Origin of the sequence: Microbacterium sp. T32, assembly GCF_001619615.1 — a bacterium.
Taxonomy (GTDB): domain Bacteria; phylum Actinomycetota; class Actinomycetes; order Actinomycetales; family Microbacteriaceae; genus Microbacterium.
In genome coordinates this window covers 39352-66292 of sequence record NZ_LQQP01000067.1, presented here as the reverse complement: position 1 = coordinate 66292, position 26941 = coordinate 39352, and the positions used below count along the sequence as shown (strand labels likewise).

The 26941-nt window shown below is 71.2% G+C and carries 20 protein-coding genes; 8 read left to right on the top strand and 12 right to left on the bottom strand.

Going from position 1 to position 26941, the window contains the following annotated elements; all coding sequences use genetic code 11:
• Positions 1-79: 79 nt before the first annotated feature.
• Together AVW09_RS15665 and AVW09_RS15660 are read right to left on the bottom strand one after the other, a co-directional pair.
• The gene (locus AVW09_RS15665) at positions 80-1621 is read right to left on the bottom strand and encodes a DEAD/DEAH box helicase (protein WP_063258934.1); all 1542 of its coding nucleotides are present in this window, start codon (positions 1619-1621) and stop codon (positions 80-82) included.
• A gap of 185 nt (positions 1622-1806) precedes the next feature.
• Entirely contained in the window at positions 1807-2379 is a 573-nt protein-coding gene (locus AVW09_RS15660; protein ID WP_063258933.1) for a DNA-3-methyladenine glycosylase I, read from the bottom strand.
• A gap of 81 nt (positions 2380-2460) precedes the next feature.
• On the opposite strand from AVW09_RS15660, the gene AVW09_RS17795 reads away from it, so the two are divergent.
• Positions 2461-2661, top strand: a complete 201-nt coding sequence (locus AVW09_RS17795; protein WP_156496138.1) for a hypothetical protein — start codon at positions 2461-2463, stop codon at positions 2659-2661.
• A gap of 47 nt (positions 2662-2708) precedes the next feature.
• On the opposite strand, the gene AVW09_RS15655 is transcribed toward AVW09_RS17795, so the two are convergent.
• The 3 genes from AVW09_RS15655 to AVW09_RS15645 form a co-directional block, all read right to left on the bottom strand.
• Complete coding sequence (locus AVW09_RS15655; protein ID WP_063258932.1) at positions 2709-4811, bottom strand: acyl-CoA dehydrogenase family protein; 2103 nt, start codon at positions 4809-4811, stop codon at positions 2709-2711.
• 153 nt (positions 4812-4964) lie between these two features.
• Positions 4965-7004, bottom strand: coding sequence for a DNA helicase RecQ (gene recQ / locus AVW09_RS15650; protein ID WP_063258931.1), 2040 nt, complete (start codon positions 7002-7004; stop codon positions 4965-4967).
• 72 nt (positions 7005-7076) lie between these two features.
• Positions 7077-7454 (bottom strand): VOC family protein, encoded by a 378-nt coding sequence (locus tag AVW09_RS15645; protein WP_063258930.1) that lies wholly within the window; start codon positions 7452-7454, stop codon positions 7077-7079.
• A 107-nt stretch (positions 7455-7561) separates the two neighbouring features.
• On the opposite strand from AVW09_RS15645, the gene AVW09_RS15640 reads away from it, so the two are divergent.
• Positions 7562-7900, top strand: a complete 339-nt coding sequence (locus tag AVW09_RS15640) for a GNAT family N-acetyltransferase (RefSeq protein ID WP_063258929.1) — start codon at positions 7562-7564, stop codon at positions 7898-7900.
• Entirely contained in the window at positions 7897-8919 is a 1023-nt protein-coding gene (locus AVW09_RS15635; RefSeq protein WP_063258928.1) for a pirin family protein, read from the top strand. Before AVW09_RS15640 ends, AVW09_RS15635 begins: the two co-directional genes overlap by 4 nt.
• A 203-nt stretch (positions 8920-9122) precedes the next feature.
• On the opposite strand, the gene AVW09_RS15630 is transcribed toward AVW09_RS15635, so the two are convergent.
• On the bottom strand, positions 9123-12695 hold the full coding sequence (locus AVW09_RS15630; protein WP_156496137.1) for a S8 family serine peptidase: 3573 nt from the start codon (positions 12693-12695) through the stop codon (positions 9123-9125).
• A gap of 151 nt (positions 12696-12846) precedes the next feature.
• On the opposite strand from AVW09_RS15630, the gene AVW09_RS15625 reads away from it, so the two are divergent.
• Positions 12847-13401, top strand: coding sequence for an ECF transporter S component (locus AVW09_RS15625; protein WP_063258926.1), 555 nt, complete (start codon positions 12847-12849; stop codon positions 13399-13401).
• 141 nt (positions 13402-13542) lie between these two features.
• Here AVW09_RS15625 and AVW09_RS17400 read toward each other — a convergent pair whose 3' ends face one another.
• The 4 genes from AVW09_RS17400 to AVW09_RS15605 are packed head-to-tail and all read right to left on the bottom strand — an operon-like array spanning position 13543 to position 16828.
• Entirely contained in the window at positions 13543-14127 is a 585-nt protein-coding gene (locus AVW09_RS17400) for a hypothetical protein (protein WP_082823029.1), read from the bottom strand.
• Between the two features lie 9 nt (positions 14128-14136).
• Positions 14137-14706: a hypothetical protein gene (locus tag AVW09_RS15615; RefSeq protein ID WP_156496136.1), complete on the bottom strand. Its 570-nt coding sequence runs from the start codon at positions 14704-14706 to the stop codon at positions 14137-14139.
• Positions 14703-15050: a hypothetical protein gene (locus AVW09_RS15610; protein WP_063258923.1), complete on the bottom strand. Its 348-nt coding sequence runs from the start codon at positions 15048-15050 to the stop codon at positions 14703-14705. Before AVW09_RS15610 ends, AVW09_RS15615 begins: the two co-directional genes overlap by 4 nt.
• Positions 15047-16828, bottom strand: coding sequence for a TIGR03767 family metallophosphoesterase (locus AVW09_RS15605; RefSeq protein WP_063258922.1), 1782 nt, complete (start codon positions 16826-16828; stop codon positions 15047-15049). The genes AVW09_RS15610 and AVW09_RS15605 overlap by 4 nt, the downstream gene beginning before the upstream one ends.
• A gap of 298 nt (positions 16829-17126) precedes the next feature.
• Between AVW09_RS15605 and AVW09_RS15600 the strand changes: the two genes are divergently transcribed.
• Both AVW09_RS15600 and AVW09_RS15595 read left to right on the top strand, forming a co-directional pair.
• Entirely contained in the window at positions 17127-18872 is a 1746-nt protein-coding gene (locus AVW09_RS15600) for an ABC transporter ATP-binding protein (RefSeq protein WP_063258921.1), read from the top strand.
• Positions 18869-19624 carry an energy-coupling factor transporter transmembrane component T gene (locus AVW09_RS15595; protein WP_063258920.1) on the top strand — a complete coding sequence of 252 codons (756 nt, stop codon included), beginning with the start codon at positions 18869-18871 and terminating at the stop codon, positions 19622-19624. The genes AVW09_RS15600 and AVW09_RS15595 overlap by 4 nt, the downstream gene beginning before the upstream one ends.
• Before the next feature lie 6 nt (positions 19625-19630).
• Here the strand turns inward: AVW09_RS15595 and AVW09_RS15590 are convergent, their stop codons facing one another.
• On the bottom strand, positions 19631-20716 hold the full coding sequence (locus tag AVW09_RS15590) for a M15 family metallopeptidase (protein WP_063258919.1): 1086 nt from the start codon (positions 20714-20716) through the stop codon (positions 19631-19633).
• 126 nt (positions 20717-20842) lie between these two features.
• On the opposite strand from AVW09_RS15590, the gene AVW09_RS15585 reads away from it, so the two are divergent.
• Together AVW09_RS15585 and AVW09_RS15580 are read left to right on the top strand one after the other, a co-directional pair.
• Positions 20843-22225: an AAA family ATPase gene (locus AVW09_RS15585; protein ID WP_063258918.1), complete on the top strand. Its 1383-nt coding sequence runs from the start codon at positions 20843-20845 to the stop codon at positions 22223-22225.
• A gap of 47 nt (positions 22226-22272) precedes the next feature.
• A complete protein-coding gene (locus AVW09_RS15580; protein WP_156496135.1) occupies positions 22273-24408 on the top strand; it encodes an intein-containing Rv2578c family radical SAM protein in 2136 nt (711 codons plus the stop codon).
• A 50-nt stretch (positions 24409-24458) separates the two neighbouring features.
• On the opposite strand, the gene AVW09_RS15575 is transcribed toward AVW09_RS15580, so the two are convergent.
• Positions 24459-26621: a DEAD/DEAH box helicase gene (locus AVW09_RS15575; RefSeq protein WP_063258917.1), complete on the bottom strand. Its 2163-nt coding sequence runs from the start codon at positions 26619-26621 to the stop codon at positions 24459-24461.
• Positions 26622-26941 lie beyond the last annotated feature (320 nt).

Below are 26941 nucleotides of genomic sequence, written 5' to 3'. Positions count from 1 at the left end.
GACATTCGCGACCGCGGCCTTGTCCGGACACACGACGATGCCCCCGCGGACGGATCCGCGGGGGCATCGTGGCGTGGACTCAGCCCTGGGCGCGACGGTTCGTGCGGGCGCCCCGACCGACGACCATGCCGGTCGTGGGAGCGCCGGATGCCGAGCGCCCAGCGCCCTGCGGTCGGGCGGTGTTCGCTCCGCCGCGCGCGTTGCCGCCGCCGCCCTGGCCGCGGCCCGAACCCGAACGCTGGCCCTGCCGTGCGGGCTGCGCGGCGTCGGCCGCGGGGGCCGCCTGACCGGCACCGCGGCCGCGGCGACGACGCCCCTCACCGGGAGCGGACGTGCGGGGAGCGGCATCCGAGGATCCCTGTCCGCGAGCGGCGCGCTTGCGCTGCGCGTTGGCGCCCTGCGAGCGTCCGCCGCCCTGCGGCTGCGCGACGATCGGCTCGGGCTTGACGTACGGGGCGACCTCGCCGACGAGGGCGACGACCTCGGGGGAGGTCGAGGTGACCGACTGCGGGGTGACGTCGATCTTGGCCTTGCGCAGGATGTCGAGGGTGTCGCGACGCTGCTCGGGCAGCATGATCGTCACGACGTCGCCGGCCGAACCCGCGCGGGCGGTGCGGCCCGAGCGGTGCAGGTACGCCTTGTGCTCGACGGGCGGGTCGACGTGGACCACGAGCTCGACGCCGTCGACGTGCACGCCGCGGGCGGCGACGTCGGTGGCGACGAGGACCTTGGCGCGGCCGTCGCCGAACGCCGCGAGGTTGCGGTCGCGGGCGGGCTGCGACAGGTTGCCGTGCAGGTCGACGGACGGGATGCCGGCGGCGGTCAGTTCCTTGGCCAGCTTCTTGGCCTGGTGCTTCGTGCGCATGAAGAGGATGCGGCGAGCCGTTCCGGAAGCCAGTGTCCGGACGAGCTGCTTCTTGGCATCCGCGTCGGCCGGCACGAAGACGTGGTGGGTCATCGCGGCGACGTGCGAGTGGGCCTCGTCGACCGAGTGCAGGACCTCGTTGCGGAGGAAGCGCTTGACGAGCTTGTCCACGCCGTTGTCGAGCGTCGCCGAGAACAGCAGGCGCTGCCCGTCGGCGGGCGTGCGCGCCAGCAGACGCGTCACGCCGGGGAGGAAGCCCAGGTCGGCCATGTGGTCGGCCTCATCGAGGACCGTGATCTCGACGGCGTCGAGGCTCGCGAAGCCCTGCCCGATGAGGTCCTCGAGACGGCCGGGGCACGCGACGAGGATGTCGACTCCGGCGTTCAGAGCGTCGACCTGACGCTTCTGGTTCACGCCGCCGTAGACGGTCGTGGTGGTGAGGTCGTAGGCCGCGGCGAGGGGCTTGATGACCTCGTCGATCTGGTTGGCGAGCTCGCGGGTCGGGGCGAGCACGAGCGCGCGGGGCTTGCGTCCGCGGCGGCGGTCGCTCTTCGCGGCCAGGCGCGCCACGAGCGGCAGCGAGAACGCGAGGGTCTTGCCGGAGCCGGTCTTGCCGCGGCCGAGCACGTCGCGCCCGGCGAGGGTGTCGGGCAGGGTGTCGGCCTGGATCGGGAACGGGTCGTTCTTGCCCTGCTCGGCGAGCACGGCGATCAGCGGCGCGGGCACGCCGAGGTCGGTGAAAGTCTGGGACGTCATGAAGTCTCCTGCCGGCGCGCACGCGCACACGGCGGTTCGGGATGCCGCGATACTGCGGCTGCAATGGGCGAAGGCGCCGGGCGGCGCATCCGTTCGCCGTGAAGGTCAAAGGCCCGCGGGAAGGGGGCCGGTGCGTTCGACGACGCTGGGAGCGAGGGCTCCGGTTTTCAGTCTAGCGGGTGCGGTCAGGCGGCCGCTCGCCAGCACCCCGCGACGTGGTCGTCGACCATGCCCGACGACTGCATGAGGGCATACATCGTGGTGGGGCCGACGAAGCGGAAGCCGCGTCGCCGCAGCTCCTTGCTCATCGCCTCGGACTCGGGCGTCACGGCCGGCACCTCGGCGAACGACGACGGCGGCGTGTGCGCGCTGGGGGCGAACGACCACAGCAGGGCGTCGAGCTCACCGTCCGCCATGTCGGCGACGAGCGCGGCGTTGCCGATCACGGCCTCGATCTTGCCGCGGTGGCGGATGATCCCGGCATCCTGGAGCAGGCGTTCGACATCGGCGGGCCCGAACGCGGCGACCACGGACGGCTCGAACCCGTGGAACACCTCGCGGAAACGCGGACGCTTGCGCAGGATCGTGATCCACGACAGACCCGCTTGGAAGCCCTCGAGACTCATCTTCTCGAACAGGGGACGGTCGCCCCGCAGCTCGGTTCCCCACTCCTCGTCGTGGTACCGGCGGTACTCGGCGTCGTCGCCGGCCCACGCGCAGCGGGCGAGGCCGTCAGTGTCGATGGTGAGGTCGCTCATGGTGTCAGCGTAGGGCGGGGCTCCGACACGAGCCGGGCGCAAGCCCTGGCCTCGCCGTCCGCCCGCCGCTACTTTCCCGGCATGCACACCGTTCCCCTGGGTCCGCGAAGGACACGCGTCTCGTTGTATCTCGGCCTTGTCCTGGCCGTCATCATGATCGTCGTCGGCATCGTGGCCATCGCCGTGAACGGACCGCTGTGGTTCGCCCTCGTGATGCTGATCGCGGGCGCCATCATCGCCGGAATCGCCGTCGTCCGCTTGGTGCTGCTGCGCCGGACCTGACGACGGAGGGCGGCGGTCCTTCCGGCCACCGCCCTCCGTCCGTGCGCTTACTTGCCCGGTTTCTTCTCCGGAACCGGAGCGTTGCCCGACGCCCGCAGCGCCGAGTAGTACGACGCGGCCTCGTTCTGCCGGTCGTCCTCCACGCCGGTGGCGATCGACGCACGGATGTGCTCGGGGCCATAGCCGAAGGCATCCACGAGATCCTGCGCGTGCGGGCGGAGCCGGACGCAGAGACGGTCGATGTAGCTCGACACCGCGGCCGCGCGCTGCGTCGAGAGGCGCCCGTTGATCAGGTACCAGGCCAGGTGCTTCTCGATGAGCTGCAGGCCGAACAGGTCGCGCAGCCACGTCAGCACCTGACGCGAGCTGTCATCGCCGAGGCGGTTGATGGCGTCGGTGAACGCCTCCCACTGCAGCAGCTCGCCATGCGCCCGTGCGGCCTCGATCAGCTCGGCCTGGTTCTCGTTGAAGAGCGCCGCCGCGTCCTCGCGGGAGAGCTTGGATGCCGGGCGCAACCGCCCCGCAATGTCGGCCACCATCTGCTGCACACGACCCGCGAGAAGTTCGTGCTGCTGCTGCGCGCGCAGGCCCTTCTCGACCGAGCGGGCGGTCGAGCCGAGGTCGGTCACGGCCTGTCCGAGCTGACGTAGACCCGCACCGTGGAAGAGCTTCCCGGCGGTCTGTCCCACCGCGAACGCGGCGAGGGCCTTGGCATCCTTGCCCTTGAACTGGCGCGCGTAGTCGGCGAGCAGACGCTTGCCGACCAGCTGCAGCAGGACATTGTTGTCGCCCTCGAACGTCACGTAGATGTCGAGGTCGGCGCGGAGCCCCACGAGGCGGTTCTCGAAGAGGAACCCCTGGCCGCCGCACGCTTCGCGCGACTCCTGCAGCGTGTCGAGAGCGTGCCACGTCGACAGGGGCTTCAGCGCGGCGGCGAGCGTCTCGAGGTCTTCACGGTCGGCATCCGTGTCGAGGCGTCCGCTGAAGACGCCGTCGAACTTCTGCAGGAACTCGTCGTGCGCGAAGATCTCGGCGTACGTGGTCGCGAGGCGCGGCAGCAGGCGGCGCTGGTGCTTGCCGTAGTCGAGCAGCGTGACCTCGGGGGTTCCGCTACCGGAGTCGAACTGCCGACGCTGGTTGCCGTAGGTGATCGCGATGGTGAGGCCGATCGCGGACGCCCACGCGGCCGCGCCGTCGAGCGAGACGCGCCCCTGGACGAGCGTGCCGAGCATCGTGAAGAACCGGCGACCGGGGCTCGCGATGTCGCTCGAGTACGTGCCGTCCGCGGCGACGTCGCCGTAGCGGTTGAGCAGGTTCTCGCGCGGGACGCGGACCTGGTCGAAGTGCAGACGTCCGTTGTCGATGCCGTTGAGGCCGCCCTTGAGGCCGTCGTCCTCGCCGCCGATGCCGGGGAGGAAGTTCCCTGCGTCATCGCGCAGCGGAACGTAGAAGCAGTGCACGCCGTGGTTCACGCCGTTGGTGATGAGCTGGGCGAACACGGTCGCGGCCTTGCCGTGCAGCGCGGCGTTGCCCAGGTAGTCCTTCCACGCACCGCGGAACGGCGTGTGGATGACGAACTCCTCGGTGTCGGGGTCGTAGGTCGCGGTCGTACCGATCGCGGCCACGTCGGAGCCGTGACCGGTCTCGGTCATCGCGAAGGCCCCGGGAATCTCGAGGCTCATGATGCCGGGGAGCCACTTCTCATGGTGCTTCTCGGTGCCGAGCTGCAGGACGGCCGAGCCGAACAGCCCCCACTGGACACCCGACTTGATCTGCAGGCTCGGGTCGGCGGCCACGAGTTCCTCGAAGCCGGCGATGTTGGCGCCGTTGTTCTCCTCGCCGCCGAACCGCTTCGGGAACGCGCGGTGCACGGCCTTGCGAGCGACGAGCTCGTGCAGCTGGCCGAGGGTGCGGGTGCGGTGGGCATCCATGCCGAGGCTGTCGTCGCGCCAGAAGATCGGATCCTTCAGCATCGCGCGCGCCTCGCGGCGGGTGTCGGCCCACGTTCCGAGCAGCAGGTCGGTGACCTGCTCGATGTCGATGCGACTCTCGGCGGCCTCGGCGGCGGAGTGCGCTGCGGTCGGCGCACCCCCGACGGGGGTACGCGTGCTCGTGGCGGGCGTGGTGGGACGGACGGCGGCGTCGGTCATTTCGGCACCTTTCGACGTTGCAAAGGGATGCCTCCACGGTAGGAGTCCCACAACGCGCCGACAAACATTGTGTGAGTTGCGCACAACGCGGGCGGGCAACGCCGGGCCGGTGGGTTGTGGGGCGTCAACATCCTCGGGAGACGCCGACACGTGTCAGTTCTGGGCGACGACGGTGAGGATGCCATCACCGTAGGCCTCGCGCTTCTTGGCGCCGATGCCCGTGATGCCGTCGAGGTCGCCCATGGACGACGGTCGGGCGGCGGCGATCGCCCGCAGCGTCGCATCGCCGAAGACGATGTAGGCGGGGACGCCCTGCTCGCGCGCTTGCTCGGCGCGCCACGCGCGGAGCGCCTCGAAGAGGTCGCGGTCGCCGGGCGCGACGTCGTCCGCACTCGACTTGCGGGGTCGGCCTGCGCCACCGCCGCCGGTCCGCCCGAGCGCGTCACGGCGCAGTGGCACCGGGGTCTCGCCGCGGAGGACTCCCCCCGACGCCTCGCTGAGGGCCAGCGTGCCGTAGTCGCCCTGCGCGACGATGATGCCCCGCGCGAGCAGCTGTCGGATGACGCTGCGCCAGTCCTGGTCGGACAGGTCGGCCCCGAGCCCGTACGTGGTCAGGCGGTCGTGCCCCTGCTGCGCGATGCGGTCGGTCTTGGCGCCGCGCAGGATGTCGATGAGGTGGCCGGCACCGAAGGCCTGGCCGCGTTCGCGCTGCAGCCGCACGATCGTCGAGAGCAGCTTCTGCGCCGCGACGAGCCCGTCCCAGGTGTCGGGCGGGGTGAGACATGTGTCGCAGTTGCCGCACGGTTCCGATCGCTCACCGAAGTACGCCAGGAGATTCTGCCGACGGCATCCGACCGTCTCGCACAGCGCGAGCATCGCGTCGAGGTGCTGCCCGAGACGCATCTTGTAGGACCGGTCGCCGGGCGACTGGTCGATCATGCGCCGCTGCTGGACGACGTCGCCCAGACCGTAGGCCATCCACACGACCGACGGGTCACCGTCGCGACCGGCACGGCCCGTCTCCTGGTAGTACCCCTCGACGGACTTCGGCAGGTCGATGTGGGCGACGAAGCGCACGTCGGGCTTGTCGATCCCCATGCCGAAGGCGATCGTCGCGACCATGATGACGCCGTCATCGCGGAGGAACCGCGACTGATGCGCCGCCCGGACGGAGGCATCGAGACCGGCGTGGTACGGCAGTGCGTCGAGGCCCTGGGCCGCGAGGTAGGCCGCGGTCTGCTCGACGCTCTTGCGACTCAACGCATAGACGATGCCCGCCGAACCCTCGGGCTGCGAGCGGATGAACGACACGAGCTGGCGCCGCGGGTCGACCTTCGCCTCGATCCGGTACTGGATGTTGGGCCGGTCGAAGCTCGCGATGAAGGTTCTCGCGTCGCGGAGGCGCAGGCGTTCGACGATCTCGCGCGCGGTCTCGGGCGTGGCGGTGGCGGTGAGCGCCATGCGCGGGACGCCGGGGAAGCGATCGGCGAGGTCGCCGAGCGCGAGGTAGTCGGGCCGGAAGTCGTGGCCCCACTGCGACACGCAGTGCGCCTCGTCGATGGCGATGACGCTCAGCCGACCGCGCGACAGCAGCCCGAGGGTCTGCGCCCCGTTGAGGCGTTCGGGGGCGACGTAGAGCAGGTCGAGGTCGCCGGCGAGGTACGCCTGCTCGACCGCCTGTCGTTCGGCGGGGGCCTGCGTCGAGTTCAGATAGGCCGCCCGCACACCGTTGGCGACGAGGGCGTCGACCTGATCGTGCATCAGGGCGATGAGGGGGCTGACCACCAGCCCCGTCCCGGGTCGCACGAGGGCGGGCACCTGGTAGGTGACGCTCTTTCCCCCACCGGTCGGCATGAGCACGACGGCATCCCCACCGTCGATCACGCGCTGGACGATGTCGGCCTGATCGCCGCGGAAGGTGTCGTAGCCGTAGACCTCGTGGAGGACGTCGCGCGGATCGCGGCCCGTGAAGTCGCGGACGGCCGGCAGCTCGCGCGCGGTGCCCGTCGCGACCGCGGCGCGGGCGAAGGGCGAGGCCGCGGCATCCATCGGCGGGGGCGGGGCGTCGGGATCGTCGGGCGGAGGGAACAGATCGGGGTCCCAGTCGGCGCCCGCGTAGGGGTCGTCGTACGCGTCGAACGCGTCGGGGGGCGCGTCGGCGTACGGCTCGGGGGCGGGGCCGGGGAATGTCACTCGACCACGGTAACCCGGGGCACCGACACCGGCCGCGGGCGGCGGTGACAACGGTGGAGAACCGAGCCGGATTCAGTCCTGGGGAGAAGGGTCCGCGGGGAGTTCCCACAGCTCGAGCGGGAGCCCCTCAGGGTCGCGCAGGCGCACGAAGCGGCCGTAGTCGGTCTCCCATTCCTCCCGCCTTTCGACGGCGACCCCGGCATCCTCGAGGCGCCGCACGACGGCATCCAGATCACTCCCGCGAAGATTCAGGAGGAAGGGCTGGTCGGACGCGAAGTCCGTGGTCGCTTCCGGGACCGGCGCGAACACGGTCGGTCCGGCATCCTGCATCCAGACCGCGTCGGATCCTTCCGCGCCGACCGGGATGCCGAGGAGATCGCGGTACCAGGCCGCGCGGGCCTCGGGATCGCGACTGCGCAGAAGAAGACCACCGATGCCGAGAACCGTCATGCCCGCAACCTAGCGGGCGACCGCGACACCCACCAGCACCGTCGAGGGATGGCGGAACAGCGCACACCCTGCGAACGTTGGACGCAGTACCGACGACCGGAGGCGACATGACCGACGACCTGACCGTGACGCGCAACGACGAGGCGCACCGCTACGAGATCCACGCGAACGGAGAACTGGGCGGAGTGCTGCAGTTCCGCCCCGCGGGCGAAGCCCGCGTCGTCCTGCCGCACACCGAGATCGACGGAGCCTTCAAGGGCATGGGCCTGGGCTCGACGCTCGCGAGCGAAGCGCTGGCCGACCTCGCGCGAAGGGGAGACACGATCATCCCGACCTGCCCCTTCGTCGTCCACTACCTGCACGAGCACGACGTGCCCGGTCTCGTGATCGACTGGCCGCAGCACGAGGACGCCGCCGACTCCGCCGACCCGAGCGAACCCGCGTGACGAGGCTCGACGTCGCGCCGCCGGCATCCGAGGGGCCGGTGGACTGCGACGGTCCGCGCGCGCTCGTCGTGGAAGCCCGAGAGGTGCCGCTCGGCGGGGTCCGTGCAATGGAGGTGCACCGCACCCTCCCGCACCGCGCGCTGCCGATGGTCGGGGCGTGGTGCTTCCTCGACCGCTTCGGTCCGCAGGAGACGGTGATGCGCGTCGAGCCGCACCCGCACATCGGGCTGCAGACGGTGACGTGGCCGATCATCGGCGAAGTGCGGCACCGGGATGCCGTCGGGAGCGACGTCGTCGTCCGTCCCGGCGCGCTCAACCTCATGACGAGCGGCCAGGGCATCGCCCATTCGGAATATTCGGTCGGAGACGACCCGATCCCCCTCGACGCGTTGCAATTGTGGGTCGCGCTTCCGGAGTCGCGGCGCCACGGCGAGCCCGCGTTCGAGCGGCACGAGGACCTCCCGACGCTCGACCTCGGAGACGGCGCCGACGCCGTCGTCGTGATGGGCGAACTCGGCGGAGTCGCATCGCCCGCGACCGTGCACACCCCGATCGTGGGCGCCGAGCTCCGCCTGCCCCCGGGGATCGTCGTCCGCATTCCCCTCCGCGCCGACTGGGAATATGCCCTCTACGGAATGACCGGCTCCGCCGAGGCGGAGACGGGGATGGATGCCACCGACGCCGACGCCGCGCAACGCACGGTGCCCCTCGAGACGGCGGGGGCGACGGCATCCGTCGACGGAACGCGACTGCTCTATCTCGGCAGGGGCCGCGACCACGTGGACGTCACCGCGCCGGAGGGCGCGCGGGTGTTCCTGCTGGGCGGTGAGCCGTTCGAGGCCGACATCGTGATGTGGTGGAACTTCGTCGGCCGTTCTCACGAGGAGATCGAGGAGGCGCGCGACGCGTGGGAGGCGCACGCCCCGCGTTTCGGTGCCGTCGTGGATCACGGACCCGAGCGCGTTCCGGCTCCACCGCTCCCCGCGGTGCGCCTGACGCCGCGCCGGCGGCGGCTGTAGCCGAGCCGCGCCGCCGCTCGCGGCATCCGTCTCCGGTTGAGTGTCCAAGACACGCGGACGAGATGCCGTGGCGTCCGCGTGTCTTGGACACTCAACGGCGCGGACGAGCGCGCGGCACGCGGACGCAGACACCGCGCGGCCCGACCCGGCACACGCGAACGCGGCGCCCGAGCCGAAGCCCGGGCGCCGCGTCGGCGGGGGGATCAGCGCAGCACGATGAACGCGCTGTGCGCCGTGGACTCCTCGACCGTCTCGCTGCCGAAGTACTCCGCGGTCACGATGCGCACGCCCCGCGTCTGCGGGTCGAGCGTGATAGTCGCGCGGCCGTCCTGCAGGGTCGCCGTGTACGGCTTCCCGGCGACCGTCACCGTCACGTCGCCCGTCGGCGTCGGGCCGATGAGCGTCCGGACCCTGACGGTCAGCGTGTAGGTGTCGGAGCTGCGGCCGACCCACGGGTTGACCGTCACCGTGGTGAACGACGCGACCGTAACGGGCGCGCCCGCGCTGTCCGCGGTGCCGGTGAGGCCGGTCGCGGGGTCGGTCGCGGTGACGCGGACCGACAGCACGGTGCCCACGTCCTCGCGCTTCACGCGGTAGGTCGACGACGTCGCACCCGCGATCGGCTCACCGCCGCGCAGCCACTGGAACGCCGTGGTCACCTCGGCGGGATCCCACGTGCCGGGGGTCGCCGTGAGGGTGCGGCCGAGCTTCGGCGTGCCCGAGATCGTCGGCGCCTCCACGTTGACCGGAGCCGCCTGACCGGAATCGACCGTGAGCACGGTCTGTACGTTCGACTCGCCGTACTGCACGACGCCGAGGTACCGCGTCTGCGACTGCAGACCCTGCCACGACAGGTCGAACGTGGTGGCGACACCCTGCTCGGCCGGGATCGGGTTCGGCGTCGCGGTGAGCTGCCCCTCGCCGCCCGGAGTGACGTTCGCATAGGACATGTCCCACGTGAACGGCGCCGTGAACGAGTAGATGTTCGCCTCGACGAGGTAGGTGCCCGGCGTCGGGTTCGGGAGCGAGACGCGCTCGTCCGCCGAGCCGGTGGCCGAGGTGAACCGCTCGTAGTACCGCAGGTCGTCGGGGCTGACCACGCGCGACACGAACAGGTCGAGGTCGCTGCCGGTGTCGTCCGACGAGTCGAGGTCGAAGCGCGAGAGGGTCGTCCCCTCGGGCACGTCGACGACCCACCGGACGTAGCCGTCCGCGTCACCGGAGTCCTGGTTGCCCGAGTGCCCGTCGACCGGGTTGTCGGGGTCGGCCAGCAGCGTCTCCGCGGCGAGGCCCGACACCGTCAACGGCAGGTCACCGCTCACGCCCGGCAGGATCTCCACCGGGGTCGAACCCGACAGTCCGGCACCCGACACCTCGGCCGGAGCCTCGGCGGTCGTCGGGCGCACCGCGATCGGCGAGCGCACCTGGGTGTCGCCGCTCGTCCACGTCAAAAAGCCCGTCGTCCACTCCTCCGCCGCGGCGGTCGTGCGCGAGAACGTGACCGTGAAGTCCTGCGTCTCGCCCGCCGCGCCGAAGGTCAGCGTGGACGGCTCGACCGTGGCATCCAGGCCGGGAACGTCGATGGATGCCGTGAACGTCCCCGCCTGCGTGGACGTCACCGTGCGGGTGACGGTCTGGGGCTTCGCGAGCGATCCGATCGAGATGGACGCCAGGTTCAGATCGCTGCCGTCGATCGGCTCGACGCCGAAGTCCTCGAGGCCCTTGCCCTGCAGGAAGGCCGCCCAGTCGGCGGGTCCGTTGAGGTAGAGCAGGCCCGGGTCGAAGTACTTCGTCGGGTCGACGTGTCCCGCGCCCTGCGCGAACGGATCCTGCGCAGGAGCCCCGTCGACGTCGACCGTGTCGTACGCCGTGGTCATCATCGCGGACTTCACCTCGGCGGGCGTGGCCAGCGGCCGCTCCCCCAGGTACAGCGCCGCGAGACCCGCGATGTGCGGCGACGACATCGACGTTCCGGACAGGAACTCGAACGTCGGCGCGGCGCCCTCGGCGTTCGCGGCGGCGGCGAGAATCGCCACGCCCGGAGCCGAGATGTCGGGCTTCAGCACGTCGCTGCCGTCGGCGAGCATGGGGCCGCGGCTCGAGAAGCCGGCGACCTGCGGCGTCGGGGTCTCGACGCCGGTGACGTTCTCGCCGATCAGCGTGGCCGTGGCATCCGGAGTCCCCTGCACGTAGGCGAGCAGGTCGTCGCGGTACCGCGCGTCGATGTGCACGGTCGGCACCGCGTGGAAGTCGTTGTCGACCGAGGCCGGCGTGACGTTGACGAGGATCATGCCGACCCCGCCCGCCTCCTTGACCGCCTGCGACTTCTCGATGCGGGCGTTCTGCCCGCGGTCGCACACGACGATCTTGCCGGCAGCCTTCGCGGCGTCCAACGATCCGAGGAGGCACAGCGCGGCGTTCGCCGGATCCGCTCCGGATGCCGCGATGTCGCCGGCGTAGACGACCGGCGCGGTCACGTCCTCACCCGGGCGGACCGAGACGGACGCACCGGCCGCCTGGAAGCCGTTCGGGAGCTTGACGGTCCCCTCGTAGGTGGGGATCGTGGATGCCGCGACGGTGGTGTACCAGGGCGAGGCGTGGTCCGCGGTCGAGGCGTCCGGACCGGAGTTGCCGGCCGAGACCGACACGAAGATCCCCGCGGCGGCCGCGTTGAAGAACGCCGCATCCTCGAGCGCCAGCGTGGTGGTGGCCGCGCCGCCGCCGATCGAGTAGTTGATGACGTCGACGCCGTCGGCGACCGCGGCGTTGATCGCACCGAGCAGGTCGCTCAGGGCGCAGATGTCGTCGGTGGTGACGAGCGGGTCCGGGCCGGAGTAGCAGGCCTTGTACGCGGCGACCTTCGCGGCCGGCGCGACACCCGAGATCGCACCGAAGTCGATGCCCTCGACGCTGGCGTCGACGCCGTTGTTACCCGCGGCCGTGCTCGCCGTGTGGGAGCCGTGCGCGTCACCGTCGCGCGGCGACCGGTAGTCCGCCTCGAACGTGAAGCCGGTCGCGGCCGCACCCTGGTCGAAGTAGCGCGCACCGACGAGCTTCGTGGAGTAGTCGTCGACCGACCACCCGTTGCCCGTCGCGACGCGCGGCGAGCGGAAGTCGGTGCCGTCGGCCTTGCGGTACACGACGTCGTTGCCGTCGAGGTAGGGCTCGTCGCCCGGAGTCGTGCCGAGCGGGTCGCCCGCGAACGAGGGGTTCTCCGGCGCGATTCCGGTGTCGACGACACCGACGACGATGCCCTCACCGGCCGCGTCGATGCCGCCGACCTCTTGCCACACGCCGCCGTCACCCTCGAGACCGAGGAACTCGGTCGACGGCACGGCCGCGGGGTGGCGGATCTCGTCGGGGACGACCTTCTGCACGCCCTTGGTGGCGGCGAGCTTCGCGGCCTGGTTCGGGTCCATCGCGGCGCTGAAGCCGTTGACGGCGAGCGTGTACGAATAGTCGGCGTCCACCCCGGCCTCGGCCGCGACGTCCTTCTGGCGCTTCTCGAGGAACTCCGAGTACTCGCGGACCGCGTCGGAGCCGGTGTCGAGCCGCGCGTCGTCGGACTTCGTGGCGCGCAGGCCCGCTTCGCCGCCGTCGTAGGTGGCGACGGGCGCTTCATCGAGCACGACGATGTAGCGCCCGGTGGCGGATTCGATGGGTGTGGGAGGCGTCACCCCCTCGCCCACGACGGTGGCCTGCGCGGAGGTGACTCCGGCAGCGGTGAACAGCCCGGCCAATGCGATGACCGCGGCCGAACGCAGGGTACGACCCATGGTGCGCTCCAAACGGGGGGATGAATTGAGCGATGTGCGCGGCTTCGGTGGCGCGCGTCGCACAAACATAACTCACGGCAAATTCATCACCAACGTTTTCTTTTGGACGGCGTCCGGGAACCCGACGGCGCCGCCCCGATACGCTGACCCCGTGTCGTCGGCATCCCGTCTGTCCACCCGTGTCCTTCTCGTCTGCGCTGCGATCGGCGTGGGAACCGGGATCCTGGGGGGCGCCGCGGGCTGGTTGACCCTCGTCGTGCTGGCCACCGCCCCGTGGGCGTACGGCCTCGTGCTCGGCTCGCACGTGCTGCCCGGCATCATCGCGCAGCAGGTCGTTCGACGGCCGTGGGTCGCCCTGCTCACCCACGTACTCGCCGCCCTCGTCGCGAGCGCGATCGCGCCGCAGTGGACTTTCCGGTTCCTCGGCACGGCGATCCTGTTCGGCGGCATCCAGGAGGGCATCGCCGCGCTCACGCGCTACCGCGTGTGGGCGACGGCGCGCTTCTTCGTGTCGGCGGTGATCATCGGGCTGATCGTCGCGGCGGCCGTGTGGTTCGCGGCGCACCTCGGCGCCCTCGCGCCCTGGGCGCAGGCGACGTACCTGGTGATCAGCGTGCTGGGACCGGTCGCTTGGACGGCGGTCGGCATCGCAATCGGTTCGGGCCTGCGCGGCGCGGGCGTGGCGCGCGGGCTGGCGCGGCGCTAATCCATTCGGAGCCGCTGGCGCCGATCGTGTGGACAGGACCGCCGCGGGGGTGGCATACTGACTATGCCTCCCGTTACGACGGAGAAGGAAGAAGGCCTCAGAACCCAGCCGGACGACTGGATCTGAGGCTTTTCGCATGTGTCACAGCGACTGCGCCGTCCGAAGATGAACCAGGATGGTGTCACGCAGAGTGTCGAGATGTTCGGGACGGCCGCGCGCGGCGGCGTTCACAGCGCCGAGGAGAACATCGGCGATCCAGAGAAGTGGATCGTCCGCTCCCCGGACATGTCGAATGCGCAGCCTACGATCGAGGCCTTGGCCCTGCAAAGACACGATGTGGGCCCGATCACTCCTGTCCTGCGCCTCCGACCGTTGCTCGAGAACTGCGTCATGCACATGCATCGCGACGAGCTCGTGGTACAGCACCTCCAGACACTTCCGTCGACATCGTTCGGTCCTTCGCGCAGCCTCGCTCATCTGCGTCACAACGACGGTCATCGGCGCAAGCTCTGCGATTCGCCCGACGATCCACCGGCGCCGAGTCTCACTTTCATCCTTCCAATGCAGCTTGAGCTGCCCTGGAAGTGCGAGAGCCCGCAGGTGTCCTCGAACCTCATCGCTCGCGTCGTCGGCCACCAGGGCTGCTCCGATCAGGTACTCCTGCTGTCCGCGCGGACGCAGCGCCACGGACTCGTCGATATAGGCGCGCAGCAGTTCCGGGGGCATCCCTCCAAGCTATGGGTGCGCGTTTGACCCGGCCCGCCGCGGCGGCCGCGACGCGACCTGCGCCCAAGCCCGGGCGAGCACTGCGGCCACGGCGCCCACGACCACCCACGTCGCGAACGACCCGAGCCACCCCGTCACGAAGAAGCCGAACAGCAGCGCGGCGTCGGCGAGCACGACCAGCGCGACCGAGGTCACGACCGCGAGCAGGATCGCCCGGACCGGATGCCGCGCGAACGACCGCGGGCCGCTCCAGGCCGTGACATCCGGATTCCCGGCGGGTGAGACGAAGACGAAGGCGACCAGTGCGGCGGGGATGAGGGTGGCCGATGACAGCACCGCGAGCACGCCGACGATCACCAGCGCCAGAACCACGGCGGCGAGCGCGCGCCGCCACCGCGCACCGGCACCGCCCACCAGCACGACCACCGCCGTCGCCGCGGCGACGAGAGAGAGGACGGATGCCGCGAGCAGCGCGAGGAACAGCGGGGCCACGGAGGGCGTCACACCGGGGAGCACCCATAGAGCCTGCGCGACCGCGTTCGCCAGCACGACGGCGGCGAGGAGCAGCACCCGCCTCACGGGTTCACCCCCGCGGCCTGGTCGATCACGGCGCTGACGCTGCCGGTGAACACGGTGTCGGAGCCCACCGTCACGGTGAAGCTGTCGGGGTCGTCCGCGGGGGAAGCGGCAGTGACCGCGGCGCCGTCCGCCGTCGTCCCGGCGCAGGAGATCGCGCCGTCGGATGCGCGCGTGCACGTCGGCACCTCCTCGAGCGCGACGCCCTGCTGCTGCAGCACGTCGATGGTGGCGAAACGCACCTCGGTCAGGTGGTTTCCGCCGACGGGAGCGATCGCGGCGACCTGGGAGCAGCCGGCCAGGGCGCACACCGCGACCAACGGCAGCACGAAGAAGACCCGCCTCACAGTCCCCGCTCCTTCTCGTACGCGAGGATCCGCGCGCGCTCGGTGACGTGCTGCGCCTCGAGCTGCGCGTCGGTGATCACCGACAGGTCGAACGGCGCCGGCAGGAGCAGCTCGGTGTTGCGGTCCAGCGGCGATCCGCGCCGCATGAGCGGCGTCTCGGCCCAGTCGTTGGCGGCGAGCTCGCGGCTGCGCGCGGCGAGGTCGGCGACCGAACCCGAGTTCCCCGGGGCGGCGGGCGAGGCATGGTCGAGCACGGTCGTGAACAGCGACAGCGTGCCGTCGCGGTTGTCGACGATCTCCACGACCTGTTGCTGCTGCGGGAAGTCGATGCACGACGCGGTCGTGATCTCCCAGAACCCGCCGCCCGCGTTCGTGTGGGCGAGGATCTGGTTGAGGTGCGTGTGGCCGTTGAGCCACCCCACGACGACGGGGAACTCCAGCAGCATCGCGACGAACTCCTCCGCACCGTAGAGCTTCTCGTCGGCCCCGGGTCGGGTCGCGCGGTTCTCCAGCGTGAGGCTGTTGTGGTGGCTGAAGATCAGCGCGAGCACCTGGTCGCGCTGCGCGATCTCGAGCTGCGCGCGCAGCCACTGCATCTGCGACTCGGGCACCGCGCCGTCGGGACCGGCGACGGCGTTGCACGTGTCGAGTCCGAAGGCGCGCACCCGCGGGCTGAGGTCGGCCTGCCACCACGTCTCGCCCGACGTGAGGTTGTGGGTGGTGAAGCCGTGCCCGACGGGCCCAGGAGTCGGCTCGGTGCGGAAGTGTTCGGCCATGAAGTCGCGCTGCTCGAACAGGTAGCGCTCGGGGTTGGCCGTGACCTCCTTGAACCCCGGCCCCCCGGATGCCAGCCCCAGCGCCGCCAACACCTGCGCGAGGACGCTCGTCCCCGCGGCCCAGCCTTCGAGGGCCGTGGATGCCGTGGCATCCAGGGTGTACGACTTCCGGGCGCCGACGGCGAGCGCGCGCAGCTGCGGACTGATGTCGAACGTTCCGAGCAGGAGCGTGTCGTGGTTGCCGTACACGGCGTACCAGGGCGCCGGGAGGCCCACGGATTTCACGGGTTGCGCGATCGCCTGCGCGAGGAGGTCGGGGAGCCGCGGGAAGCCGTAGTCGCCGAAGTCGCCGCCGGTCGGGTCGCCGGGGCGGTACGCCCACGTGGCCTCGCTCCAGGCCTGGACACCCTGCCACTCGGGGCCGCCGGTGGCGGGGTCGACGGCGAGACCGTCCATGAGGTCGATGTACCAGCGCAGCTCGAGGTGCGAGTGCATGTCGGCGCTGTCGCCGGTGACGATCGCCGCGCTCATCGGTGCGCCCGTGAGGGGGCTGTAGCGCGCGTCCGAGAAGGCCTGCACCATCGCCGCCGTCGCGTGGGGGCTCAGCGGATCCTGCGGGTGGAAGGCCGAGCCCCAGGCCGAGTGGGCCTGCACGATCATCGGTTCGATGCGACCGGGCGACTGCGCCTCGATGACGTGCAGGTCGGACAGGTGCCCGAGGTACAGCAGCGAGCGGCGCGCGGTGGCGCGCGCGGGCGACGGCGAGCGCCGTAGGACGTCGATCCGCGGCAGGTACGGCTCTCCGGGCCCGGTCGTGAGCGTGCGGTACTTGCCCGACAGGATCGAGCCCTGTCGGATCGTCTGCAGCAGCGTCGACGGGATGTCGGCCGAGGGCGTGGCCGCGCGCGCGAGCTGCGGCGCGAGGAAGTCGAACCCGAGCCCCGTCGCGGCGGCAGCGGCGGCGGTGGCGTGCAGGAACTGACGGCGGGAAAGACCGGTCACGAGATCGTCCGTTCGGGCGGAGGAACCTCGAATGTACCGTTCGCGCAATTCGGCCGTCCAGAGCGCGCGGTCGCGCGTGAGGAGCGGAGGGCGAGGGACGGGCGGAGGAGCCCCGGCGGCGGGTCGGTCCTCCGCTCCTCACGGGCCCTCCCGCCCGCACACGGCCAGGGCCTCCCTCCGGCACAGGGCGGGCCGGACGCCATCGGCACACGCGCGGGCCATCGCCTCGACGTCGAGACGCCACCCGGCGGAGGTAAGGCCCGCCTAAATAGACTGAGGCTCTCGCCGAAGGACACCCGTGACCGCCCACCCGCACCCGACCGCCGCGGAGCCCCGCGCGGACGTCGACGCTCTCCTGCGCCTGCGGAACGTCGCCGTCACGCACCTCGAGGCCGACCGCCCGACGCCCGCCGACGTGAGTTTCGAGGTACGCCCAGGCGAAGTGGTGCTGCTGCTCGGGCCGAGCGGGTCGGGCAAATCGACCCTGGCGCTCACGATGAACGGGCTCCTCCCCCACGCCGTCCCGGGCGACGTCACCGGCGAGGTGATCGTCGGCGGGAGGGATGCCACGACCACTCCGGTCGCCGAGCTCGCCCGAACCGTCGCGATGGTGTTCCAGGACCCCGACGCGCAACTCATCACCGGCACCGTGCTCGACGAAGTCTGCTTCGGCCCCGAGAACCTGCGGATCCCCGTGGCCGAAGTGCTCGCGCGCGCCGAGTCGGCGCTGCGCCGCGTGGGGCTGTGGGATCGGCGCGACGACTCTCCCGACGTGCTGTCCGGTGGGGGCCGACAGCGTCTGGCGATCGCGTGCGCGCTGGCCATGGCATCCCCTCTCCTGGTTCTCGACGAGCCGACCGCGAGCCTGGATCCGGCCGGGGTCGCCGAGGTCTACGCGGCCCTGCGCGACGTCGTCGCCGCGGGAGACCGGGCGATCGTGCTGATCGAACACGACCTGGATGCCGCGGTCGAACTGGTCCACCGGGTCGTCGCGCTCGACGGCGAGGGGCGCGTCGTGGCGGACGGCGACGTGGACGAGGTGCTGCGCGGGCGGGCACGCGAGCTGCACGACCTCGGGGTGTGGCTGCCGACCGCGACGCTCGCGGCACTCCGGCTCCGGGCCCCCGGTTATGACCTCGGGCGACTGCCGCTCACCCCCGAGGAGCTGCGGGTGGCTCTGGAGAACGCGCCGCGGGGCGTGGCATCCCGCGCTCTTCCTGCCCCGCGGAGGCCCGGCGGTGAGCCGCTCCTTCGCGTGCGCGGGCTCGGGGCGAAGCGCGGGGGCGCGACGATCCTGCACGACGTGGACCTCGAGGTCGCGGCGGGCGAGTTCGTCGCCGTGGTCGGTCGGAACGGTGCCGGGAAGACGACCCTCGTGCAGGCGATCGCCGGCGTGCGGCGGCCGCCGCGCGGCACGGTGCGCATCGACGGGCTCGACATGCGGCGTCTGTCCGCGCGGGAGCTGTCCCGTCACGTCGGTTTCGTGTTCCAGAACCCTGAGCACCAGTTCATCGCGACCACCGTGGACGACGAGCTCGCCCACGGCCTGCGGCGATCACGGGTGCCCGAGGCGGAGATTCGGTCCCGCGTCGACGAGATGCTCGCGCGGTTCGGGCTCGCGGACCGCGCGGACGCGCACCCGTTCCTGCTCTCGGGCGGGCAGAAACGGCGCCTGTCCGTGGGCACGGCGCTCATCGGCGGGGCGCGCCTACTCGTGCTCGACGAGCCGACGTACGGGCAGGATCGCGCCCGCGCCGAGGAGATGCTGGCGATGCTCGACGACCTCCGCGCGAGCGGGACAACGATCGTCGTGGTCACGCACGACCTGCAGCTCGTCGCCGAGCACGCCGATCGGGTGATCGTGATGGATGCCGGCCGACTCGCCGCCGACGCACCCGTTGCAGACGTGTTCGCCGACGTGGCGCTGCTCGAGCGGACCGGACTGGGCGTCCCGCCCCTGCGTCGGGCGTTCGAGGGGCTCCGGCGGCATCCGGAGCTCGCGTCGATCACGCGGCTGCGCGACCTCCCGGGTGGTGACCGGTGACCGCCGTCGCGCCCGACACCGGTCGGGAGACGTACCTCGCGCGGCTGAACCCGCTCGCGAAGATCGCGGCGGCGCTTCCGGCGATGGTCGCGCTCGTGTTCACGCGCGACGTCGCGACCCCGGCGGCGTTCCTGGCCCTGGCTTATCTCGTGCTGCTCACCGGCGCCCGCTGGTCCGCGCGGCTCCTCGTGCTGCTCGGCGTCGTCGTGCCGCTCGCGGTCCTCGTCGTGACCGGCGGTTTCGCGCTCTGGGTCGATGCTTCGGGCGGATCCACGGTGGTGCGTGTGGGGTCGTGGGGCCTCACCGACAGCGCCCTCGCCATCGCGTGGGCGACCGGCCTGCGCCTCGCCGCCCTCATGACGCTCGCGTTCATCGGCGGCCTCACGACGACCGGCCCCGATTTGGTTCGGGCGCTCGTCCAGCAGCTGCGCGTGCCGTATCGGATCGGATACGCGGCCCTCGCGGCCATCCGCTTCGTCCCGCGCTTCGGCCGCGACCTCGAGACGATCCGGCAGGCCCACCGGGTCCGCGGGGTCGGCGGCTTCCCGCCGGCGCGATGGATGCGCACGGTCGTGCCGCTGCTCGCCGGCGGCATCCGTCACGCCGAACGCGTGGCCCTGGCCATGGACGCGCGCGCCTTCGGCGCCCACCCCGACCGCACCGAACGGCACGTCGTGCCCTGGCGACGCCGCGACACCGCGTTCGTGCTCGCGTTCTGGGCGGTGTCGGCAGCGGTGTTCGTGGTGGTATGACGCCGGTCAGTAGGTCGGGGCGGCGGGGAGGCCGAAGAACTCCTCGAGTGTCGTGTAACCGCCGTCTCGGTACGCCTTCGCCAGCTCGGGGCCGATGTAGCGCAGGTGCCAGGGCTCGGGCTCGTAGCCGGTGACGTCGATCCGCCCTTGCTCGTAGCGGGTGATGAAGCCGTACTCCCACGCGTGGTCGCGGACCCACGCGCCCTGGGTCGACCCGCCGACGTCGTCGAGCGTGCCGCACGACCGACTGCAGGGAACGATGTCGACCGCGAGCCCGGACTGGTGCTCGCTGAACCCGGCGCGCGCGCTCTCCTTGTCGGCCTCCGCGACGCCGCCGACCGCGACCCGCGCCGCGTACGTCTTCTGCTGCGTCTCGTACGAGCGGAACGCGCTGAGGTACCCGATCTCCCCGGCACCGGCATCCTCGGCCGCCTGCACGAGCTTCGACAGGGCGTCCGCCGCCCGTTGCCGCAGCGCCGAGTCCTCGAGCGCCCGCACGCCGTTCGGCATCACGAGGTCGTTCGGGCGGTAATTCGCCGGGTCGTAGGGGCGTTGCTTGTTGACGACGACCCATTGGCGGGTGGCATCCGCCAACGAGACGCACGGAGCTATCCCGGATGCCACGGCCGACCGGAACGCCTCCCCGCCACCGATCGCAGCGATCGTGGCTCCATCGTCGCCCGACGCCAGAGCGGAGGTGAACGCCGGATCGTCGCAGGGGCTCTTCGGAGCCGGCGCTTCGGCGATGACCGGGACGGGAAGCCCCTCGGCGGGCACGGCCGGCGGGCCGGCGATCGCCGCCGCAGCCTGTGGCTCCGTCGCCGGCGTCTGCCCGGAGGCGACCGCGGCTCCGATCGCCACAGCGCCGGACGCGACGACGACCAGGGCGATAGCGGCGACCGCGATGCGACGCCTGAGGAGGAGCGGGATCGCGCGGAGACGCGGACCGGAGTCGGCGCGGAGATTCCGCCGCGACGGCGGCTCCACGGCATCCGGCCCACCGTCGGGGAGGGTGATCGCCGCCGTCGCCCGTCGCTCGGCCTCCGCGCGCGCGGCGCGGCGGGGCGAGGTCTCGGGATCGTGGAACGTCACTCGCCCCATTGTCACCCGCGTCTCCGCCGAGGTCGAGCGGGGCGCACGGGCGTGGGGCGAATACCCGGTTGCCTCGCGGTCGCCGCAGCGGCACTCTGGAACGACGCATCGGACCGGGGGGCATCCATGATCGACGACGACCGCGAGATCCTGCGCACCGTCTACCGCTATCTGGAGCACGTGCATCGCGTGTCCGTCGACGACAGCGTGCACCGGCGCAGCGAACTGGCCGACGTCATCTCCGACCACCTGGGTGTGGATGTCACGACCGTCCCCGTCACCACGGAGGCGCTGTCGCTGCATCGCTACGTCGATGCCGACATCGCGCTCGACGAACTGAGCGCCTCGGGCGATGGCCGGGTGATCGGTGTCACGGGAGGCGACCAGCGGTGGCACCTCTCGGCATCCGACCTCCTCTCGTCCACGCACGGCCGCTTCGCGCCGGGACCCATCTCGTACGAGACGCGCGCGATCGGGCCCGGCGCCGAGCGACGTGTCGTCGCGTTCGGCGTGCGGCTCCTGACGTTCGACGGGCAGCCCCTCGCGGTGGTGCAACGAGCATCGTCACCCCACGCGATGCCGCCGACCGCGCGACTGGAGCTCTTCGGAACGGACGCGGATGCCACGGGCGCGGCACTCGCCGAGATCCGCCGCCTCATGGTCGAGAGGAGTGTCCTGCGGGGTCAGGTGCTCTCGTTCACGCCGACCGAGTACGGGTCGCACGCGGGCGCGACGTTCCTCCCCCGTCCCTCGGTGGATGCCGATGACGTGGTGCTCGCCGAGGGCGTGCTGCAGAAGATCGTCGATCACGTCGTCGGCATCGGCGACCAGCGCGACGTTCTGCGCGCCGCGGGACAGCACCTCAAGCGCGGGGTCCTGCTCTACGGTCCGCCGGGCACGGGGAAGACGCTGACGGTGCGCCACCTCCTGTCGCGCACTCCGGGGACCACCGCGGTCGTGCTCACCGGGTCGAGCATCCATCTCGTGCGCGCAGCCGTCGAGATCGCCCGGACCTTCGCTCCCGCACTGGTCGTTCTCGAGGACATCGACCTGGTCGCCGCCGACCGCTCGCATTCGAACGAACCCGTGCTGTTCGACGTCCTCGATGCCCTCGATGGACTCGAACCGGATGCCGATATCGCCTTCGTCATGACGACGAACCACGTCCAGATCCTCGAGGAAGCCCTCGCCGCCCGCCCGGGGCGCGTCGATCTCGGCGTCGAGATCGGGCTGCCGGACGTCGCGGCGCGGCGTCGCCTGTTCGAGCACTACGCCGGGACACTGCCCCTCTCCGCGGAAGCCCTGGACGCCGCCGCCGACCGGGCCGAGGGCACGACCGGCTCGTTCGCGAAGGAGCTCGTTCGCCGCACCGTTCTGCGGGCGGCGCTCCGCGGAGCGGATCAACCGACCGACGACGACCTCGAGGCCTCCCTCGATGATCTCCTGTCCTCCGGCGCCGCGCTGACCAGGCTGCTGCTCGGCGGGACAGAGTCACTTTCTTCTAACTGACGTACCCTCCGCTTGCCTTTTCTTCGAACGCATGTTCCCATGAAGAGATGAGGTGGCAGGGACAGAAGCTCGGAGTCGACGACACGGCGGCGCTCCCCGGTATGGAGCGCATGGACGGCCTCGTGCGCTCTGTCACCACCCCGGAGTTCGCCGGGATGACGTTCCACGAAGTGCTTGCCAAGACGGCACTCAACCGCGTGCCCGGCGCCTCCGCGATGCCGTTCGACTGGACGGTGAATCCGTATAGGGGATGCAGCCATTCGTGTACCTACTGCCTCTCGCCAGAAACGCTCATCCTGGCTGCGGACGGACGGCACATCCCCCTCGCGGACGTGAAGGTGGGCGACGAGATCATCGGCACCGAGCGGCGCGGCGCCTACCGGCGATTCGTGCGCACCGAAGTCCTCGCCAAGTGGCCTACACGCAAGCGAGCCTTCCGCGTGACCCTGGCCGACGGTACCGAGATCGTCGCGAGCGCGGACCATCGCTTCCTCGCGGAGCGTGGATGGAAGTTCGTTCGCGGCGCGATGCAGGGGCCGGACCAACGCCCTTATCTGACGACGTCGAATCGTCTGCAGGGCTTCGGCCTGGGAGAGCCGATGGCTCACCCCGGCGAGAGCGATGATCGCAAGCGAGGGTATGTCACCGGCATGGTCCGCGGCGACGGCATGATCTTCCATCGCACGTACGATGACGGGCGCCGGGCTCGTGCCATCCATAGGTTCCGTCTCGCGCTCGCGGATGCCGAGCCGCTCGCGCTGACGCGCAGGTACCTCGAAGAACTCGACATCCGGACACTTCAGCGCCCCTTTGCCGTAGCAGTGGGCCACCGACCGATGACAGCGCTCCATACCGCCCGCTCGGCCGATATCGCCCGTCTCGAGGAGCACATCGCCATCCCTTCGCACCGATCCTCAGAGTGGTACGCGGGGTTTCTGGGCGGCATCTTCGACGCAGAGGGATCGTGTTCCCGCGGCATCCTTCGAATCTCGAACGCCGACACCGAGTTGCTCGACCTCACGGAGGAAGGCTTCGCTCACTTCGGGTTCGACGCGTTGCGTGAGACCAAATCAGGCACCGATGTGTGCTCCGTGCGTCTTCGTGGCGGACTGGCTGCGCGTCAGCGCTTCTTCCGCATTACGCGCCCCGCCATGACTCGAAAGCTCGATGTCGTCGGGGCCGCGGTCAAGACCAGCTCTGACCTCCGCGTCGTCTCCGTGGAAGACCTCGGATACGAGATCGACATGGTCGACATCACCACGGGTACGGGTGACTTCATCGCCAACGGCGTCGTCAGCCACAACTGCTTCGCCCGCAAGACGCACGAGTACCTCGACCTCGACTCGGGTGCCGACTTCGACTCGCAGATCGTGGTGAAGGTCAACGTCGCCGACGTACTGCGCGGCGAGCTGCGTCGCGGATCGTGGGCGCGCGAGCCGGTAATGCTCGGGACGAACACCGACCCGTACCAGCGCGCCGAGGGGCGCTACCGACTGATGCCGGACATCATCGGCGCGCTCACCGAGAACCGCACGCCGTTCTCGATCCTCACGAAGGGCACGCTGCTGCGGCGCGACCTTCCACTGCTCACCGACGCGGCGAAAGAGGTCCGCGTGACGCTGGCGATGTCGATCGCGGTGTTCGACGACACGTTGCAGCGGTCGCTCGAACCGGGGACCCCCACCGCGGAAGCACGCCTCGACACCGTCCGCGCCGCCACCGAGGCGGGGTTCCGCGTGACGGTGTTCCTCATGCCGATCCTCCCGCACTTGACCGACTCGGTGGCCGCGCTCGACCACGCCCTCGGCCGCCTCCGTGCCGCCGGTGCGGCACGGGTCGTCTACGGCGCACTGCACCTGCGACCCGGAGCCAAGGAATGGTTCCTGCACTGGCTCGAACGCGAGCATCCGGAGCTCGTGTCGTCGTACCGCGGCCTCTACCCCGGGGTGTCGGTGCAGGCACCCCAGGCGTACCGGCGCTGGCTCGGCAAACGCGTACAGCCCCTCCTGCGGATGCACCGCCTCGACGGGTGGGACGAGGACGACCATCCGCGCGGCAGGCCCCAGCCCGGTCTCGCCGACCGCACCGCGACCACGCCGCGGCTCGGCCCCGTGCGCACCACCGGGCCTGCGGCATCCGCTCGCCCCTCCGTCGCCCCGGCGAGTGAACCCACCCTGTTCTGAGGACGCGAAAGCCCCGCCCGCACACGGCGGACGGGGCTCGCGACGGGGGCTCAGGACGTGACGTCGGAGAGCTGGCGACCGGCGAGTTCCTCGATGACGTCGTCGCCGAGCTGCGTCTCCTCGAACGGCGCCTCGATCTCGGCGCGGTCGAGGAGCTCCGTCATGCGGCGGCGGCGCTGACGCGTGATGAGCGTCACCACCGTGCCGCGGCGACCGGCGCGACCGGTGCGGCCGGAGCGGTGCAGGTACGTCTTGTACTCGTCGGGAGCGTCGGCCTGGATGACGAGGTCGATGTCGTCGACGTGGATGCCGCGGGCGGCGACGTCGGTGGCGACGAGCACGTTCACGCGGCCCGAGGTGAGCTTCTCGAGGTTGCGGGTGCGCTTCTGCTGATTCAGGTCGCCGTGCAGGGCGACCGCGGCGATGCCGGCCTCGTCGAACTGTTCGGCGAGCATCTCGGCGTACGCGCGGGTGCGGGCGAAGACGAGCGTCTTGCCCGCGCGGTCGACGAGCGAACCGAGGATCTCGGCCTTGTCGCGGTGGTCGATGACGAGCACGCGGTGGTCGATGGTGCCCGAGTCCTGGTCCTCGCCGGCGACCTCGTACACGGCCGGCTCGACGAGGAACTCGTCGACGAGCGCGGCGACCTCGCGGTCGAGCGTGGCCGAGAAGAGCAGCTTCTGGCTGCCGTCCGCGGTCGCACGGAGGATGCGCTGCACCGGCTCGAGGAAGCCGAGCTCGCACATGTGATCGGCCTCGTCGAGCACCGCGATGCTCACGTCGGACAGGTCGAGCTTGCCCTGGTTGAGGAGGTCCTCGATGCGGCCGGGCGTCCCGATGACGATGTCGACGCCCTTCTTGAGCGCACCGACCTGGCGCGCCTGCGGCACACCGCCGTAGACCTGCGTGGTGAATAGGCCGACGCTGCGCGCGATCGCCTGAACGGTGCGGTCGATCTGCAGAGCGAGCTCGCGCGTCGGCGCGAGGATGAGCGCCTTCGGGGCACGCCCGAATTCGCGGCGCTTGCCCGCCTGGGCGCGCAGGATGCTCTCGACGAGCGGCGCGCCGAACGCGATGGTCTTGCCCGAGCCGGTGCGACCGCGCGCGAGCACGTCGCGGCCCTCGAGGATCGGGGTCACGGTCGCGGCCTGGATCGGGAAGGGGCTCGCCGCGCCGAGACCGGCGAGCGCGCGGACAATGTTGTCGCCCAGCCCGAGGTCGGCGAAGCTGGCCTCGGCGACGGTCGCGGCATCCACGGCCTCCGCCTGAAGACGCTCGTGGACGACGTCGACGCGCTCCTCGTGCTCGGCCGAGCGCTTCGGCGAAGCGTTCCAGTCGGCGCGGTTCGGACCGTCGTTGCGGCGGGGACGGTCGTCGCGGCGCGGGCGGTCGTCGAACGACCGGGCCGGACGTTCGGCGCGGTCGAACGACCGGGCGGGACGGTCGTCACGAGCCGGACGCTCAGCGCGATCGAAAGAGCGCGCGGGACGCTCGTTCCGGTCGAACGAGCGCGCGGGACGGTCACTGCGGTCGAACGAACGGGCCGGACGGTCGTCACGGGCCGGACGGTCGGCGCGGTCGAAGGACCGCGCGGGACGGTCACTCCGGTCGAACGAGCGCGCGGGACGGTCACTGCGGTCGAACGAACGAGCCGGACGGTCGGCACGGTCGAAGGACCGCGCGGGGCGGTCATCGCGCGCCGGACGCTGATCGCGATCGAACGACCGAACAGGACGGTCGCTCCGATCGAACGACCGAGCAGGACGGTCGCTCCGGTCGAACGATCGAGCGGGACGGTCATCGCGCGCCGGACGCTGATCGCGGTCGAACGACCGAGCCGGACGGTCACTCCGGTCGAACGAACGAGCAGGACGCTCGTTGCGGTCGAACGACCGAGCCGGACGCTCATCGCGACCGCGGGGCGCGGCATCCCGCTCGGTGCGGGCGTAGCGCTCGTCACCGCGGGCGTGGTTGCGGATGCCGCGAGCCTCGTCGCGGCCGGCGCGCTCCTGCGAGGTCCAGCGACGCTTCGCGGGGGCGGTGTCGGCTTCGGGGGCGCGGTAACCGCGGTGGTTGGGGCTCTTGCTGCCGGGCTTGGCGGGCGCCTCGGTACCGGGACGGCGTTTGCGGTCCTGGAACGAGGTCTTCGCGCCGTAGCGCGGCTCGAAGTTCTTCGCGGCGCGGCCGCCGGCCGGCTTCTTGTTCTTGGGCATGGGTGTCCTTCTGGGTTCTGTTCGCGCGAAACAGCGGCACCGCGCGGCGGTGCAACCCGGACATCCGTCGGCCGGGGGCCATTCACTAGTGATGGTCGAGAACGCGATCGCGTTCCGTCCATCGGCCCCTTGGACTCACAAACCCATCCGCACAATGCGGTGTCCAGAGCCGACCTGTCAACGTTACAGGTCGCCCCTGGGAATGGCATCCATGTCCCACTCCGTGCACATTCGACCGCCGATTCCCGCACAAAGTGGGACACGCCTCCCCCGCAAGTGGGACGAGGCCGACAGAACCAGCGCGCAGCGCCCGCCCCGCC

Bases quoted from the DNA above. Each gene is read 5' to 3' on its own strand.
- AVW09_RS15665 (WP_063258934.1), bottom strand. From the start codon at position 1,621: ATGACGTCCCAGACTTTCACCGACCTCGGCGTGCCCGCGCCGCTGATC.
- AVW09_RS15660 (WP_063258933.1), bottom strand. From the start codon at position 2,379: ATGAGCGACCTCACCATCGACACTGACGGCCTCGCCCGCTGCGCGTGG.
- AVW09_RS17795 (WP_156496138.1), top strand. From the start codon at position 2,461: ATGCACACCGTTCCCCTGGGTCCGCGAAGGACACGCGTCTCGTTGTAT.
- AVW09_RS15655 (WP_063258932.1), bottom strand. From the start codon at position 4,811: ATGACCGACGCCGCCGTCCGTCCCACCACGCCCGCCACGAGCACGCGT.
- AVW09_RS15645 (WP_063258930.1), bottom strand. From the start codon at position 7,454: ATGACGGTTCTCGGCATCGGTGGTCTTCTTCTGCGCAGTCGCGATCCC.
- AVW09_RS15640 (WP_063258929.1), top strand. From the start codon at position 7,562: ATGACCGACGACCTGACCGTGACGCGCAACGACGAGGCGCACCGCTAC.
- AVW09_RS15630 (WP_156496137.1), bottom strand. From the start codon at position 12,695: ATGGGTCGTACCCTGCGTTCGGCCGCGGTCATCGCATTGGCCGGGCTG.
- AVW09_RS17400 (WP_082823029.1), bottom strand. From the start codon at position 14,127: ATGCCCCCGGAACTGCTGCGCGCCTATATCGACGAGTCCGTGGCGCTG.
- AVW09_RS15585 (WP_063258918.1), top strand. From the start codon at position 20,843: ATGATCGACGACGACCGCGAGATCCTGCGCACCGTCTACCGCTATCTG.
- AVW09_RS15580 (WP_156496135.1), top strand. From the start codon at position 22,273: ATGAGGTGGCAGGGACAGAAGCTCGGAGTCGACGACACGGCGGCGCTC.
- AVW09_RS15575 (WP_063258917.1), bottom strand. From the start codon at position 26,621: ATGCCCAAGAACAAGAAGCCGGCCGGCGGCCGCGCCGCGAAGAACTTC.